The sequence below is a fragment of the Ramlibacter aurantiacus genome, assembly GCF_016722895.1.
GTDB classification, from domain to species: Bacteria; Pseudomonadota; Gammaproteobacteria; order Burkholderiales; family Burkholderiaceae_C; genus Ramlibacter; species Ramlibacter aurantiacus.
Window position 1 is genome coordinate 87,907 of record NZ_JAEQNA010000010.1, and the last position, 15,269, is coordinate 103,175.

A 15,269-nucleotide genomic window follows, 5' to 3' on the forward strand; every position below is an offset into this window, starting at 1 on the left:
CGCTTACCTACACGTGCGCGGAGGCAGCTCGACCGTGGTGCGCAGCCGTGGGGCGGTCCCCGCCGGCGCCGCTCAGCTCGACGTGCCGCCCGCAGCCAGCCGCTCGTGCCCCGCCCGGAACGCGCGCGGCGATGTCCCGAACCGCTGCCGGAAGGCCCGGCTGAAATGGGCCACGTCGTTGAAGCCCCAGAAGTACGCGATCTCGCCGATGGCGCGCGAGGCCAGCGCCGGCGAAGCCAGGTCGTTGCGGCAGCGCTCGAGGCGGCTGGACCAGATCCACTTCATCAGCGGCTGGCCGTCTTGCTCGAACAGCTCGTACACGTAACGCGTGGAGAGCTGGACCGCGGCGGCCACCTGGGCCGCGTCGAGGTCGTGGTTGCGCAGGTTCTCGCGCAGGTAGCGCAGGATGCGCTGCCGGTGCATGGCGCGCAGGCGGGTGGTCGGCGGCTGGTCGCCGTCCAGGCTGCACAGCGCGGCCGACAGCGCGTGCGACAGCGCATCGGCCATGCGGTCGGCCGCCGGCTCCTGCAGGCGGTCGGCCTGTGCGAAGAGGGCATCGAGCAGGCCGCGGAACACCGCGCCCGCGCCCTCGGTGCTGCGGATGGCGCGGGCGGTGAGCGTGTCCAGCTCGGGCACCACGCTGCGCAGCACGCCGGGCTCGAGGTAGACCGAGTGCGCCACGACCTCGCCCGCCTCGATCGAGAAGGGCCGCGCGGGGTCGATCAGGAACATGTCGCCGGGCTCGATGCGGCTTTCGCGGCCGTCCTGCTGCACCACGGCCACGCCCTCCTTGTGCATGGACAGCAGCAGCCGCGAATCACGCTGGCCGACATGGGTGGACGAGGTGGTGTGCGGGGTGAAGCGCAGGGCCGCGAAGCGCAGGTGGCGCCCGCTGTAGCCCATCACCTGGGTGTGGAACGGCTGGTCGGGCGAGCTGATGGCCAACCCGACCGAGAACAAGCGCGCCATCTGCTCGCGGAACAGGTCAGGGTTGCGGGCCGGCGCATGCCCGGCGGTGGTGAATTGGTGCAGGCGGCTCATCGGGTGGCGTCCCTGCGGGACCCCGAGAGCATCGGGTGAAAGACGGCCGACTCAGGCCCGGGATATCCCGGAGGCCATCACCTCCAGCAGGAAGGCGCCCACGCTTTCGGTGAAGACGACGGGTTGCTCCACCGGGCCCAGGTGGGCCGCGTCGGGCAGCACCAGCAGGCGCGCATCGGGGATGGCCTCGGCCAGTTGCCGGGCGACGGCAGGCGGCACGGCCGAATCCCGGGCTCCGGCCACCACCAGCGTGGGCACGCGCAAGCTCGGCAGGCGCTCCAGGTGATCGAGCGCCTGGATGGCCCCCACGGCCGCGGCATAGCCGGGCAGCGAAGTCCTGCGGATCTGCGCCGCCACCCCCTGCAGCGTCAGCGGCGAGGCGGCCGCGAAGCCGCGGGTGAACCAGCGCGCCAGCGTGGGCGCGACCTGCGCCGCCAACCCGTCGGCTTCGGCCTGCGCCAGGCGCGCCGACCACAGCTCGCGCACCGCCGCGTCGGTGCGGGCACTGGTGTGGGCCAGCACCAGGGCACGGGTGCTGGCCGGGTGGTCCAGCGCGAAGGCCTGGGCCACCATGCCGCCCAGCGACAGGCCCACCAGGGCCGCGTCGGCGATGCCATGCGCGTCCATCGTGTCGGCCACCTGCCGGGCGTAGTCGGCCAGGGTCAGCGGGCCGTCCGGGTCGGCGCTGTCGCCGTGCCCGGGCAGGTCGATGCACGCCACCCGCAAGCGGCGGGACCACACCGCCGCTTGCGCCTGCCAGATCGCGCCGTGGGTGGCGATGGCGTGCAGCAGGACCACGGCCGGCGCATCGACCGGGCCCTGGATGCGACAAGCCAGGCTCATTCGCGATTCCCCACGTGCCAGCGCCCCAGGCCAATGCCCGTGTACCAGTTGGCGACGGCCTTGTAGAACAGCGGCTCGAAGCGCCCACCGCCGGCCGCTCCATGCGCCACCAGCCAGGTGCGGATCTCCTCGGCGCCGTTGCCGGCCTCGTTGACGTGATCGGTGGCGTAGCGCACCAGCGCCGCCTCGTCGCCCGCTTGCAGCAGGCGCAGGAACTCGCGGTCAAAGCCTTCGTTCACGGCGCCCATGCGCGGGGTGGCGATGTCGTGGCTGATGCCACCGGTAGCCAGGATGGCGACCCGGCCGGCCGGCCCGGCGAAGCTCGCGATGGCCTCGCGCAGCAGGCGGCCCCACTGCAGGCAGCGGGCCATGGTGGGAAGCGGCGGCTGCACGCAGTTGATCAACAGCGGCACCAGCCGCGTGGCCCCGGCCAGCCCGGCCAGGTGCAGCGGCGTGAGCACGCCATGGTCCAGGGTCAGCTCCATCGAGAACGAGGGATCGAAGCCGCCGCGCAGCGCCTCACCCAGCAGGTGCGCGCCCAGTTCGCCGTCGCCGGCCAGCACCTGGCGATCGGCCTTGAGCCAGTGCTCGACCGGCGTGGCATAGCTGGCGGCCGCGCCGATGCAGAAGGCCGGGAAGTTGTCCAGGAAGAAGTTGTGGACGTGGTCGTCCGAGATCACGACGACCGTGTCGGGCTCGGTGCGCCGCAGCGCGTCGCCCAGCGACTGGAAGGACGCGAAGATGGTTTCGCGGTCCGCATCGGGAATGGCGTCCGGAAAGTTGAGCATGACCGGCGTGTGGCTGGCCGCGAAGATGCCGACGAGTTCAGCCACGGTGCGGCTCCTTGGGTTGTTGCTCCTGTTCCTGCCGGCGGCCGGCCTCGCGCATCCCCTCGAGGAACACCGGCTCGGGGATGTGCAGGCCCAGGCAGTGGGCGCGCAGCAGGTAGGGGTTGACGCCGGCCAGGTACATGGCGGCGATGTCGTTGTCGCGGATGGCCGCCTTCAGGTCCGGCGGCAGCGGCACCTCGGCCATGTAGGCGTCGGGACCGGCCTTGTAGCGCGCCAGGTGGCTGGCCTGGTGGTGCACGTCGAACAGGATGCGGTTCATCCAGTAGGCCTCGGTGGTGGGCATGTCCTGCCGCCAGTTACGCATGGTCATGTCAGTGAGCTCTCCATAGCGTGATTGCAAAGAAGCCGCCGCGCAGCGGCCGGCCTGTCCTGAGCGTGTCGAAGGGCCTGTCCTGAGCCCGTCGAAGGGCCTGTCCTGAGCCCGTCGAAGGGCCTGTCCTGAGCCTGTCGAAGCGGCCCCTCCAGCGGCTACCGCGGAACCGGCTTTGCCGGGCCGCTGGTTGCGCCCCCTGGGGGGGAGCGGCCGCCAGGCGGCTTCGGGGGGGTCATCGAGCTCACCAGCCATTCGACGATGGTGGGCAGGGTGCGCGGCGTCAGGCCCATGTGCCCGCCGGGGAACAGGCGCACGCTCTTGGGCCAGCCGCTCTCGATCAGCAGGTGGATGTCGGCCACCGGGCACTGGCGGTCATCCTTGCCGTTGACCAGCAGCAGCGGCGCGCAGGGCTGGTCGAGCAGGCCCTGGTCCAGCAGCGACAGGCGCTTGAAGAAAGCCACGTACTCGGCATCGTTCTGGGCGCCCAGCATGCGCTGGCGCGTTTCCACCAGGTCCATGAGGTAGCTGTCCGGATAGCGCGAGGCCTCCACCCATTCGGGCTGGAACATGTGGTGGGCGCCGCCACCCCAGTTGACGGCACCGGCGATGCGCTGCGGCACCAGGTGCGCGAGCTTGGTGGCCCAGTAGCCGCCGAAGGAGCGGCCCAGCAGGCCGATGCGATCGCCCTGCCAGTCGGGCTGCGCGGCGATCCAGTCCATGGCGGCCAGGAAGGATCGCTCGGCATCCGGCACGCCGCGCACCGGCGATTCGCCAGTGCCGGCGTTGTCCATGGCCACCGTGGCTACGCCCTGCGCCAGCAGCGCATCGCAGGCCGCGGTCATCTGCTCCTTGCACGCGTCGACGCCGCCCCACATCAGCACCACCGGCGGCCGCGCCACGCCCTCGGGCCGGCGCACCAGCATCACCACCTGGCCGCCCTCGCCTTCTCGCCCGGCGAAGGGAATGGCCACCCGCTCGATGGGGCTGGGCCAGGCCTGCGACGCCGCCAGGTACGCCTCGCGCTCGGCGACGGCGCAGCGCTCCTTGGCCGGGTGGTTGGGGCAGGGAAAGCGCCCCATGAAGTACAGGCCGCTGGCCTTGAGGTACAGCGCGCCGGCGCGCTCCGGATCGCCAGCGCGGGCGGCCTCGCTGGCCTGCCGCATCACGCCATCGCCCAGGCCGCCCCACCAGCCGCCCCAGGATTCGCCGTCGAGGCCGGGCAGGGCTGCTATCCAGGCGGACCCTTCGTCCAGCGGCAGGGCGTTCATGGGATGGGTGCGGCTGGCCAGCCGCGCCAGCATCCAGGCCTTGGCCTCCTGGAGGGTCTTGGGCCGACCGCTCACGTTGATCGATTCGCTCACGTCGCTCTCCTGCATGGGTGTCGATCGATGCTAAGGGCCGCCCCCCGGTGCGATTTGATCCAGCCGGCGGCCGGATTTGATCCAGCCGGCGCTGGCTGCCCCGGCGCGTTGACGCGGCCAGCCCCGGCGGGCGCTAATGCGTGGCATGAATCGTTCCAAGCAGGTGCTGGTGGTGGGCGGCGGCATCGGCGGCATGTCGGCAGCCCTTGCGCTGGGCCGGCAAGGGCATGCCATCGACCTCATCGACCTGGACCCGCAGTGGCGCGTGTACGGTGCCGGCATCACGATCACTGGCGCCACCTTCCGCGCCTTGCAGGCGCTGGGCGTGCTGGACGAGGTGCTGGCGCAGGGCTGGGGCGGCCACGGCATCCAGGTGTGCGATACGTCGGGCCGGCCACTGCAGGTCTTGCCCACTGCCCCGGCCGAAGGCGCGGACCTGCCGTCGACCGGCGGAATCATGCGTCCGGCCCTGCACCGCATCCTGTCCTCGCGCACCCTGGCTTCGGGCGCCCGCGTGCGCCTGGGGATCACGGTGGACGCGCTGGATGAACACGACGACGGCGTGCGCGCCACCTTCAGCGACGGCACGCAGGCGACCTACGACGCGGTGGTCGGCGCCGACGGCCTGTTCTCGCGCGTGCGCCGGCTGCTGTTTCCCGACGCACCGGCGCCGGCGTACACCGGCCAGTCCGTCTGGCGCCTGGTGGCCCCGCGCCCGGGCTGGATGCAGCGCCGCCACTTCTTCCTGGGCGGCGCCGTGAAGGTGGGCCTGACGCCGGTCTCGGGCGAACAGATGTACCTGTTCCTGCTGGAGACCACGCCGCGCCGGCCAGTGATGGGCGACCAGGCGCTCGCGGCCGAACTGCGGCGCCTGCTGCAGGGATACGGCGGCATCCTGGCCGAGATCCGGGAGCGCATCGGCCCCGACTCGGGCATCGTGCTGCGGCCGCTGGAGGCCTTCGAGCTGCCCCCGCCCTGGCACCGCGGGCGCTGCCTGCTGATCGGCGATGCCGCCCATCCCACCACGCCCCAGCTCGCCTCGGGCGCCGGCATGGCGGTGGAGGACGCGCTGGTGCTGGCCGACGAACTGGCGCGCGAGCCGGAGGTGGCGCAGGCCTTCGCCGGCTTCATGCACCGGCGCTACGAGCGCTGCCGCCTGGTGGTGTCGAACTCACTGGAAATCGGCCGCCGCGAGCAGGGCCGCGCGCCGGTGGAGGAACAGACCCGCCTGGTCGAGGAATCGCTGCGGGCGCTGGCCCGCCCCATCTGATCGAGACAACCACTGGAGACCCCGAATGCACATCCCCCGCCTCACCCGCCTGGCCGGCATCGCCGCCTTCGCGCTTACCACCGGCCTGGCCGCCGCCCAGAGCTATCCGAGCAAGCCGGTGCGCTTCATCACCGCCTCCACCGGCAGCCCGCAGGACGTGGTGGGCCGCATCTTCGCGCAGAAGCTCGGCGAGACCTGGGGCCAGCCGGTGGTGGTGGATAACCGCGCCGGCGCGGGTTCGCTGCTGTCCATCCAGGCCGCGGCCAAGTCGGCGCCCGATGGCTACAACGTGCTGGTGAGCTCGACCGCCTACGCGGTCACGCCCTACCTGTACCGGAACACCGGCTACGACGCCGAGAAGGACCTGATCCCCGTGGCGTTGCTGGCCACCGCGCCCAACATCCTGGTGACCACGCCGAACAGCGGCATCCGCACGCTCAAGGACGCGGTGGACCGCGTGAAAGCCGGCCAGACCGTGCGCTACGGCTCGCCCGGCTTCGGCACCACGCCGCAGCTGTCGGCCGATTACCTGTTCAAGGTCCTGGCCAGGACCGAGGTCACGCACGTGCCCTACAAGGGCATTCCGCCGCTGATGCAGGGGGTGTTGAGCGGCGAAGTCGAGATCGGCAGCGCCGCCTTGCCCCCGGCGGTGCCGCTGATCAAGTCAGGCCGGCTGGTCGGCCTGGCGGTCACCAGCGCCAGGCGCAGCGCCGCCGTGCCCAACGTGCCCACCATCGCCGAGGCGGGCTTCACCGGATTCGAGGACGACTCCTGGGTGGGCATCTGGGTGCCGGCCGGCACGCCGCAGCCGGTCATCGCCCGCCTGCGCGAAGAGCTGGGCGCGGTGGCGGCCGCCCCGGACGTGAAGGAGAAGCTGGCCAACGTCGGCTTCGAGGCCGGCACGATGTCCGGCGATGCCTTCTCGGCCCTGGTGCAGAAGGAGCTGCGCAAGTGGGACCGGGTGGTGAAGGAGACGGGGACGAAGGTGGAGTAACGCACGCCGCTCACGGGCGTTCGCCCGGGGCAGGGAGCAGCGCGTGGCGCTGAACCCAGCCGGCGACGAGCCGCTCAGTCGGCGCCGTGCAGGGAAGCCGCCGAAGACGCGTCGTCGCTCTCCATCTGGGCCATGAGCGCCTGATCGAAGGCCTGGTAAAACGCCGACAGGTCCCGCTCCCGCGGCAGGAACGCGTCGGCGCCTGGGTTTTCCAGCAGGGCCGCCACGCAGATGGCGTCGGTCTTGCGTTCGGGCGGCACGTGTTGCAGCAGCAGGCCATTGCGCCGCACCGCCACCAGGCACACATCGGGTTGGCGCCGGTGTTCCGGCATTTCCCAAAGGAGTTCAGGCCTGCGCAGCACCATCTCGGCAAGGAAGCCGGGTAGCTCGTAGTAGCTGCGCGGCACCAGATGAAACCGAGGGAAGTCGGCGCCTGGATCCGCCGCGCGAGCCAGGTATTCCTCAGGGCTGAGTGGGTACTCCGAAAGCCCGGATGGACCGACCACGCACTCGACCTTATCGGTCGGTTCAGTGCGGCTGGCGGGCTCCGATGGCTGCGCCGGGCCGACTGCGCGAGAAACGTCGTCCACCAGCTCCTTGGGGACAGAGCTCACGGCCGAAGCCTTGCTGCGGACGGCCGTGACGCACATCTCCATGTCACGCAGGTGCCGGGGGAGAAAGATCAACTGCGAGCCGTTCTCGCGCAGAAGAGCCAGCATCGGCTCCCGATAGGCCCGCACGATGTCGGGATCGCCTTGAAGAGCGTCCGGAACGCGCCGGATGGCCAGGGGGTTGTCGCGAACTGCCGCCAGGCACACCGGCTTGTCGCGCAAGCGGGGCGGAACGACCGGCAAACCCATGCCCCAGGTGTCGACGGCGGCACGGTACATCTCGTCGGTTCGTTCATGCTGGGGCACGTCCAACAGCGCTTTTCCGCAGCCGCGAATGGCGCTCAGGTACATCTCGGCATCGAGCCAGTCTGGCTTGACGCTCGCCAGGACCGCGTGGTCATGCGCGACAGCGGCGAGATACATCGCCTTGCTGATGAACTTCTGCGGAACGGAAGCGATCGGCCATCCCTTGGCAACGGCTGCCAGGTACATCTCGGCCGTGCACAGATCGGGCGGCACCCACTCCATGGCCAGCCCGTTGTTGCGCACCGCGGCCAGGCAGATGTCGCGATAGCGTCGGGTGGGGTGCACGAATTGCAGCGCCAGGCCATTGTTGCGGACGGCTGCCAGGCACACCGCATGCTCCTTCTCGTCACGCCGCACCCTCTCCAGCAGCAGGCCGTTGCGGGTGACCCCCGGCAGGATGTAGGGCGCCGGCTCACAAAGGTCCCTGGGGACGTCGGCGAACCAGCAGGGGTTCTGGTCCAGCAGTTCGCGCGTGACCGCCTTGCTGCCAACCGCTGCCTGCGCCGCTTCGCGAGTCTCCCCTCTCGCAACCAGCAACTCGGCCAGGGTGTCGCGAACCGTGTAGAAGCCCTCGCCGGCCTGGCAGGCGATCAGCATCAACAGCTTGTCGGGAAGGGCCCCGATGCCCTCCACCGCTTCCGAACAGGTCGCCGGTTGCGCGTCGGGGGTGCCGGGGGGCTGCGCTTGCGCAGGGGTTTCGCCAGCCCCCGCGCCCTGCGACGCCCTGCTGGGGGGCGTGCCCGCCGCAGGGGCTAGTGACGAGCCCACCGAAGCGACCGCACGGCCGCGAACCGAAGTGGCCGGCCCATCCATCGCACTCGAAGCCCCTGCGCCTGCGCGCCGCCGGGAATGCTTGGGCCCGCCCGCGCTCTTCGATTCAGGCGGCGTTTCGGTCCGGGGACCGGGGGCGAAAGGGAAACGCTTGGTGGGCTTCATGGAAAGATTTCCGGAGCGGGTTGGACCGGCGGTTGCTGACCTCAGGCAGAGGCAGACTCCTGGGCTGACTTGATGGGACGCCGGCGGGTGTTGCCACCACGTCAAGCTCGCCTGGGTGGCGGCTCATGCACACGGGTTCCGTCCGGGCTCGGACTCGGGCACCCCGCTGAAGCCAGGCCTACTTCCGGCTGTTCGGTCACCGACGGAGGGGTGGCCTACAGTCAGGACATTGACGCCCCAAGGAGACCTGCGATGGCCACCACCTCTTCCTTCGACGCGCACCCGGTGCTGGTGCACCCGCGCGATTACCGCCACATCCGCGTGGCGCCGCTCACCGGCGTGCTCGGCGCCGAGATCACCGGCCTGGACCTGCGCGCGCCGCTGGCGCCGCCCGTGTGGGCGGAGGTCCGGCAGGCCTTCGTCGATCACCAGGTGGTCCTGTTCCCCGGGCAGGCGATCTCGCACGAGCAGCACCTGGCGTTCAGCCGGATGTTCGGCGAGGTGACGCGGGTGCCGCAGCTGCACGGCGTGGAGGGCTATCCCGAGGTGCAGATCATCCGGCGCCTGGCCAGCGACACCGGCCGGGTCATCGGCGAAAACTGGCACGCAGACAGCACCTACATGGAGACACCGCCCGCCGCCGTGGTGATGCGCGCGGTGGACGTGCCGCCCTACGGCGGGGACACCGGCTTCATGAGCATGTACGCGGCCTACGAGGCGCTGTCTCCGGCGTACAAGGCGCTGGTCGAGCCGCTGAACGTGGTGCACAGCGCCACCCGCATCTTCGGCTCGGTCTACCAGGCGCAGAACCGCCGCTACAACACCTCGGCCGCCCGCACCGACCTGAGCGTGGAGGAAGGCGACCGCGAGATGGTGCACCCGCTGGTGTGCACCCACGCCCTCAGCGGCCGCAAGTTCCTATACGTCAACAAGACCTACTCGCAGCGCTTCGAGGGCCTGACGGTGGAGGAGAGCGCGCCCATCCTGGCCTACCTGCTGGAACACTGCGCACGTTTCGACTTCACCTGCCGCGCCCGCTGGCACAACGACCAGGTGCTGGTCTGGGACAACCGCTGCACCATGCACAAGGCCATTCCGGACTACGCGGGACGGGACAGGTACCTGACGCGGGTGACGGTCGCTGGGGCGCGACCGTCGCGGGGCTAGCACCTGACCCCTGTCATTGCCTCTAGCGCCAGTGCCGGTCGTGCGGTGCCCGGTCGTAACGATTCGGCACCCCATCCCGATCGGCATCGCCCCAGCCGCCTCGATGGCCACGATGGCCGTGGCCGTGGCCGTGGCGGTGACCAGGCGGCACCCAATGCTGCGGGCGGTCGTAGTAAATGGGCTGGGGATACGCGTAGACAGGCGCCGGCTGCACGTACACCGGCCGAGGCTGGACATAGACCGGCGCCGGATGCACGTACACCGGCGCCGGCTGCACGTACACCGGCGCCGGATGCACGACGTACGGCAGCGGCGCGTTGATGCCGATGGAAAAGTGCACATCCGAGCGGGCGTGGGCGGCGCTCGCCATGGCCAGGCTGGCCAACGCGGCGGCAGCCAGCAGCAGCGATCGTGTGGGCGAGAGTCGGTTCATGGATGGCTCCTCGGTTTCAATGGACGTCATCGTGCGCGCGCGCAGATGAACTGAAACTGAACGAGGACCCCGGCCGCGTCACACGCTTGCAACCAGACGTGTCGACCATCGCGGCCATGACACCCGAGAACACCGTGCGCCGGATCCTGGAGACGACTTCGGTTCAATGGGGACTGCGGCAACGGCCGGCCGCGCTGACAGCAGCCCCCTCGCCGCCCACGCCGCTTCGGTCGCACCGGGTCGCACCGGCGGCGAGCCTCGACGGGGCTCCGGAATCCTGAACACCTGACGCGGGAAAACGTCCGGAAACTGCGGCGCGCTGGCAACGCCGGCACCCGCTGGTTCCGCTGAGGCACCCGTGCAGGAATGGCGGCGGCTGCGTTCCGGGTCGGCTCATCCGGATCGTTTCTAATCGGGGCCCGGCGCTGGCCGCCGGGACGGATCGCATCACACGGTGCCAAGGGATGGATTTGCGCAGCAGCTTCAGCAGTTCGGGCCTGGTTCGCCTCCTAGGCGAGTGGACGCCCCTGGACGGCCCGGGCCCGGGCATGGATTTCGCCGAACGGCTCAGCCTGTGGCTGGACACCTTCCAGGCGATCGACCTGCAGGGCGTGCACCAGTCGGCCAGGCGCCACGCGGACGCCGGCGGGCGTATCCGGCCCCAGCAGGCCCAGGCCCTGACCGAGTCGCTGCAGCGCACCCGCGGTGCCTTGGCCCATGCGATCGCACAGGCCCGGCCAGCCGATGCGCTGGTGGACGAAGCCAGCTACGCCCCCTATCGGCAGCGCCACCTGGCCCTGCAACGGCGCATGGAGCAGATGGTGCGGCCCCTGCGGGAACATGCCCGCGCGGTGCTGGCCGCCGGCCCCGCGACCCTGCGGCGGCTGGCGGAGCTGGACGCGGTGCTGGAAGCGGTGACCGAAGCGCAGGAGCAGGCCTTGCTGCCCGCCGCGGTCCAGTTGCTGGAGCGGCGCTTCGACCAACTGCAGCAGGCGCATGCGGCCGATGAACCCGACCGCTGGCGCGAGCCGGACGGCTGGCTGATGCGCTTCGATACCGACTGGCGCCAGGTCCTGCTGGCGGAAGTCGACCTGCGGCTGGAGCCGGTGGCCGGGCTGGTGGCCGCGTGCAACAACGAACGGACGACGAATCAAAGATGACCAAACGCTCGATGGCCGCAGCCTTTGCGATCGGATTGACGGCCCTGCTGTGGGTCGGCTGGGGTTTTGTCGGCACCCATGCGCTGGCACTGGCCATGACGGTTGTGATCGGCGGGGTGTACCTGGCGGGTGCCTGGGAGCTGACGCGCTTCCGCCGCGCGAGCGCCGGCCTGGCCGCGGCGCTGGCCAAGCCGCCGCAGCCACCTGCCAACCTCGGCGACTGGCTGCAGGCCGTGCCGGCGTCGCTGCGCGGCGTGGTGCGCGGCCGCATCGAGGGCGAGCGCGTCGCGCTGCCCGGACCAGCCCTGGCCCCTTACCTTGCCGGGCTGCTCGTCATGCTGGGCATGCTGGGCACCTTCCTGGGCATGGTGGTCACGTTCAAGGGGGCGGTGTTCGCGCTGGAGGGCTCGACCGACCTGCAGGCCGTGCGCTCGGCGTTGGCCGAGCCCATCCGCGGCCTTGGCCTGGCCTTCGGCACTTCGGTCGCGGGCGTTGCCGCGTCGGCCATGCTGGGCCTGATGTCGGCCCTGTGCCGGCGCGAACGCCTGCAGCTCGCTCGCGAGCTGGATCAGCGCATCGCCACCGACCTGCGCCCGTACTCACTGGTGCACCAGCGGCAGGAGACCTACCGCGCGCTGCAGGCGCAGGCCCAGTCCCTGCCCGCGGTGGTGGACCGTCTGGACGCGCTGATGACGCGGCTCGAAGAGCGCAGCCAGCTGCTCGATGACCGCCTGGCCGAGCGCCAGTCGCACTTCCACCAGGACGTCACGGTCGCCTACACCAGGCTGGCCGACTCGGTCGGCGCTTCGCTGCGCGACAGCCTGGCGGCCGGCGCGCGTGCCGCCGGCGACAGCATCACACCCGTGGTGGAAACCGCCATGGCGCGCATCGAAGCCTCGTCGCGCCAATTGCAGGCCGGCCTGGCCGACACGGCGGCGGCGCAGGCGAGCCAGCTGGCCGAGCGCTTCGCCGGCAGTGCACGCGAGGTGTCGGCGCAGTGGTCCGCCGCGCTACAGGCGCACGCGCGCACCAGCGACGAGCTGGCAGCGTCGCTGCGCCAGTCCCTGGCCGGCTTCACCGAGCGGGCCCACGATCTCGGCCAGGCGCTGCTGGCCGAGATCGCGGCCCAGGGCGCCCGCGCGCAGGCCGAACAGGCCGGCGCCGAGCAGCAGCGCCTGCAGGCCCTGGCGCAGTCCATGCAGGATCTGCAGGCCGAGCTGGTGCGGCAATGGCAACTTGCCAGCGAACAGGCGGCCGGGCGCCAGCAGGCATTGACCTGCGCGCTGGAGCAAACGGCCACCGAAGTCGCCGAGCACGCCGGCGCCCAGGCCGCCCGCAGCATCGAGCAGGCCGCGCAACTGCTGCGCGACACCGGCGAGCTGGTGCGCGCGCGCAGTGAAGCGGAGGCGCGCTGGACGCTGGAGCAGGCCCGCCGCATGGACGAACTCACCGTGTCCTGGGACCGCCAGTGGACGGCGCTGCGCCACGACGAGGCCGAGCGCGGCCAGGCCGCCGTGGCGCGGCTGGACGCCCTGCAGGCCGCCGTGGCCGGCCACCTGGCCAACCTGGGTACCGCACTGGAAGCCCCGCTGAACCGGCTGCTGCAGACCGCCTCCGAAGTCCCACAGGCCGCGGCCGACGTGATCGTGCGGCTGCGGGAAGAGATGGGCCGCGTGGCCGAGCGCGACAACCTGGCGCTGCAGGAGCGCAACCAGCTGCTGCAGCGGCTCGACGCGCTGCTGCAGTCGGTCGAACAGGCCTCCGGTGGCCAGCGTGCCGCCACCGAGGCGCTGCTGGCCTCGGCCTCGGCGGTGCTCGAGCAGGCGGGCGAACGATTCACCCAGACGCTGCAGGCGCAGGGTGCGCAGTCGGCCGAAGCCTCGGCCCACCTGGCCGCCGGTGCCCTCGAACTGGGCAGCCTGGGCGAAGCCTTCAACCACGGCGTGGCCCTGTTCCAGTCGGCCAACGACAAGCTGCTGGAGAACCTGCAGCGCATCGAGGGCTCGCTCACCCGCTCCACCGCGCGCAGCGACGAGCAACTGGCCTACTACGTGGCCCAGGCGCGCGAGGTGATCGACCTGAGCATCGCCTCGCAACAGGGCCTGGTGGAGAACCTGCGCAAGCTGCAGGCCCAGCCCGTGGCCCTGCTCGAAGGAGACCCGGCGTGAGCGCGCTGGACGACGGCGAAGTCGGCGGCGCAGCCGTCGCGCCCGTCTGGGAGGTATTCGGCGACCTCATGTCGGGACTGCTCGGTGCCTTCGTGCTGGTGCTGGTGGGCGTGCTGGTGGTGCAGATGGACCTGGTCGCCAGCCTCGAATCGGAGATCGCCAAGCGGCGCATCGAGGAGCAGCGCCGCGTGGCGCTGGAAAAGGCCTTGGCCGTGCCGCTGGCCGCGGGCCGCATCACGCTGCACGAAGGCCGCATCGGCATCAGCGGCAGCGTGCTGTTCCCGGTCAACTCCGACGAGCTTCGCTCCGAGGGGCGGCAGTTGCTCAAGAGCCTGGTGCCGGCGCTGCAGGCCTACCTGGGCGAGCGGCGCGAGATGCTGATGGTCAGCGGCTTCACCGACGACCGGCCGATCCGCGAGGGCAACGCCCGCTACGCCGACAACCTGGAGCTGTCGGCGCAGCGCGCGCTGACCGTGACCCGCGCGCTCATCGACGAGGGCATGCCCCGGGAGCAGGTGTTCGCCGCCGCCTTCGGGCCCGAGCAGCCGGTGGCCAGCAACGCCAGCGAACAGGGCCGGTCGCTCAATCGCCGGGTCGAGATGGCGCCGGTGCCGCGCGCCAGCCCGGCCAAGCCATGAGCCGCACCGCCGCCGAACGCCTGGAACCCCTGCGGGCGAGCGGCGGCTGGCGCGTCGATCCGGTGCGCTGGCGCTACCTGGAGGCCCTGGCACGGCGAATCGACGAGCAGCCTTCGCCGGCGGTCCGGGGCCTGCTGGACCAGCGACTGCAGGATGCGTTGCAAGACTTCACGCATCGGGTGGGCGCGGCGCGGCAGCAGGCCGACGACACCGCCGCGCGGCTGTCGGCGCACGGGACCTTGCTGGCGCGCGAGGCGCGGCGCTTGCGCGCGGCCGGTGACACGCGGGCCCTGCTGCGCCTGCTGCAAGACGCCCAGGCCAGCTCGCGCGCCGGCGCACCGCTTCAGGAACTGAACCAGTACATCCGACAAGTGCGTGCGACCGATGAGGCCGATCCGCGCTCCCCTTCGCAGCGCCCCGAACTGGCCAGCGTGCAGCGCTTCCGCCAGGACTGGACACGCAGCCGCGCCCAGGCCCAGGTCGAACGCGCGGCGTCACGGCGACCGGCCAATGCCGGCCCGCTCAACTCGCACGCGCTGGTGCTGCAGTCGCTGGCGCTGATGCGCGAACTCTCACCGGAGTACCTGCGCCACTTCCTGCTGCACGTGGAGTCGCTGCAGTGGCTCGAGGACGCGCGCCAGCGGCACGTGCCGCCAGCGGGGGGAAAGCCGGCGGCCCGCAAGGGGCGCTCCGGCCGCAAGCGCTGAAGGCTCGGCGGGCGACTCAAGAGCTTCTCAGATGGCGCCTGCCTCCTTCAACACCTCGCGCGCCGTGCGCGTGGCGTCGATCGCCGCAGGCAGGCCGCAGTAGATCGCCGCCTGCAGCAGCACCGCCTGGATCTGCTCCACGGTGACGCCGTTGTTCAGGGCGCCGCGCACGTGCAGCTTGAGCTCGTGCGGACGGTTGAGGGCCGTGAGCATGGCGATGTTCAGCATGCTGCGGATGTTCAGGGGCAGGGCCTCGTTGCCCCAGGTTTCGCCCCAGCACCACTCCGTGGTCAGTTGCTGCAGCGGACGGTTGAAATCGTCGGCGCCCTCGATCGCCTGCTGCACATAAGCCTCGCCCAGCACCGCCTTGCGGCGGGCCAGGCCCTCGTCGAACAGGCGGCTTTCGCCAGGGGCGGGAAAAGCGTTGCGGTCGCTCATGCAAGTCTCCTCGGGGTCGGTTGGAAAGAATG

The 15,269-nt window shown here is 71.2% G+C and carries 15 protein-coding genes; 7 read left to right on the forward strand and 8 right to left on the reverse strand.

All coding sequences use genetic code 11. The annotated features are described in order from the left end of the window. Positions 1–72: 72 nt before the first annotated feature. From JI739_RS21315 to JI739_RS21335, 5 genes are all read right to left on the reverse strand, one after another. On the reverse strand, positions 73–1,041 hold the full coding sequence (locus JI739_RS21315; RefSeq protein WP_201686025.1) for a helix-turn-helix domain-containing protein: 969 nt from the start codon (positions 1,039–1,041) through the stop codon (positions 73–75). Positions 1,042–1,092: 51 nt separating this feature from the next. Beyond that, on the reverse strand, positions 1,093–1,884 hold the full coding sequence (locus JI739_RS21320) for an alpha/beta fold hydrolase (RefSeq protein ID WP_201686026.1): 792 nt from the start codon (positions 1,882–1,884) through the stop codon (positions 1,093–1,095). Continuing rightward, positions 1,881–2,717 carry a DODA-type extradiol aromatic ring-opening family dioxygenase gene (locus JI739_RS21325; protein WP_201686027.1) on the reverse strand — a complete coding sequence of 279 codons (837 nt, stop codon included), beginning with the start codon at positions 2,715–2,717 and terminating at the stop codon, positions 1,881–1,883. Before JI739_RS21325 ends, JI739_RS21320 begins: the two co-directional genes overlap by 4 nt. Continuing rightward, entirely contained in the window at positions 2,710–3,045 is a 336-nt protein-coding gene (locus JI739_RS21330) for a subunit of meta cleavage enzyme (protein WP_201686028.1), read from the reverse strand. Before JI739_RS21330 ends, JI739_RS21325 begins: the two co-directional genes overlap by 8 nt. 158 nt (positions 3,046–3,203) lie before the next feature. Beyond that, positions 3,204–4,409, reverse strand: coding sequence for an alpha/beta hydrolase family protein (locus JI739_RS21335; protein ID WP_354003778.1), 1,206 nt, complete (start codon positions 4,407–4,409; stop codon positions 3,204–3,206). Between the two features lie 145 nt (positions 4,410–4,554). On the opposite strand from JI739_RS21335, the gene JI739_RS21340 reads away from it, so the two are divergent. Continuing rightward, positions 4,555–5,679 carry an FAD-dependent oxidoreductase gene (locus tag JI739_RS21340; protein WP_201686030.1) on the forward strand — a complete coding sequence of 375 codons (1,125 nt, stop codon included), beginning with the start codon at positions 4,555–4,557 and terminating at the stop codon, positions 5,677–5,679. 25 nt (positions 5,680–5,704) lie between these two features. Next, positions 5,705–6,673, forward strand: a complete 969-nt coding sequence (locus JI739_RS21345) for a Bug family tripartite tricarboxylate transporter substrate binding protein (RefSeq protein WP_201686031.1) — start codon at positions 5,705–5,707, stop codon at positions 6,671–6,673. Between the two features lie 74 nt (positions 6,674–6,747). Here JI739_RS21345 and JI739_RS21350 read toward each other — a convergent pair whose 3' ends face one another. After that, positions 6,748–8,187, reverse strand: a complete 1,440-nt coding sequence (locus JI739_RS21350) for a DUF4116 domain-containing protein (protein WP_201686032.1) — start codon at positions 8,185–8,187, stop codon at positions 6,748–6,750. A gap of 591 nt (positions 8,188–8,778) precedes the next feature. On the opposite strand from JI739_RS21350, the gene JI739_RS21355 reads away from it, so the two are divergent. Next, positions 8,779–9,693 carry a TauD/TfdA dioxygenase family protein gene (locus JI739_RS21355; RefSeq protein ID WP_201686033.1) on the forward strand — a complete coding sequence of 305 codons (915 nt, stop codon included), beginning with the start codon at positions 8,779–8,781 and terminating at the stop codon, positions 9,691–9,693. Positions 9,694–9,715: 22 nt separating this feature from the next. Here the strand turns inward: JI739_RS21355 and JI739_RS21360 are convergent, their stop codons facing one another. Next, positions 9,716–10,126 (reverse strand): hypothetical protein, encoded by a 411-nt coding sequence (locus JI739_RS21360; RefSeq protein ID WP_201686034.1) that lies wholly within the window; start codon positions 10,124–10,126, stop codon positions 9,716–9,718. A gap of 464 nt (positions 10,127–10,590) precedes the next feature. On the opposite strand from JI739_RS21360, the gene JI739_RS21365 reads away from it, so the two are divergent. From JI739_RS21365 to JI739_RS21380, 4 genes are read left to right on the forward strand one after another with little or no spacing between them, the layout of a single operon-like run. Next, the gene (locus JI739_RS21365; protein WP_201686035.1) at positions 10,591–11,286 is read left to right on the forward strand and encodes a DUF3348 family protein; all 696 of its coding nucleotides are present in this window, start codon (positions 10,591–10,593) and stop codon (positions 11,284–11,286) included. Then, complete coding sequence (locus JI739_RS21370; RefSeq protein WP_201686036.1) at positions 11,283–13,454, forward strand: DUF802 domain-containing protein; 2,172 nt, start codon at positions 11,283–11,285, stop codon at positions 13,452–13,454. Before JI739_RS21365 ends, JI739_RS21370 begins: the two co-directional genes overlap by 4 nt. Further along, positions 13,451–14,092, forward strand: a complete 642-nt coding sequence (locus JI739_RS21375) for an OmpA family protein (protein WP_201686037.1) — start codon at positions 13,451–13,453, stop codon at positions 14,090–14,092. Before JI739_RS21370 ends, JI739_RS21375 begins: the two co-directional genes overlap by 4 nt. Further along, entirely contained in the window at positions 14,089–14,799 is a 711-nt protein-coding gene (locus JI739_RS21380; protein WP_201686038.1) for a DUF2894 domain-containing protein, read from the forward strand. Before JI739_RS21375 ends, JI739_RS21380 begins: the two co-directional genes overlap by 4 nt. A gap of 27 nt (positions 14,800–14,826) precedes the next feature. Here the strand turns inward: JI739_RS21380 and JI739_RS21385 are convergent, their stop codons facing one another. Further along, positions 14,827–15,237 (reverse strand): carboxymuconolactone decarboxylase family protein, encoded by a 411-nt coding sequence (locus JI739_RS21385; RefSeq protein ID WP_201686039.1) that lies wholly within the window; start codon positions 15,235–15,237, stop codon positions 14,827–14,829. Positions 15,238–15,269: the final 32 nt, after the last annotated feature.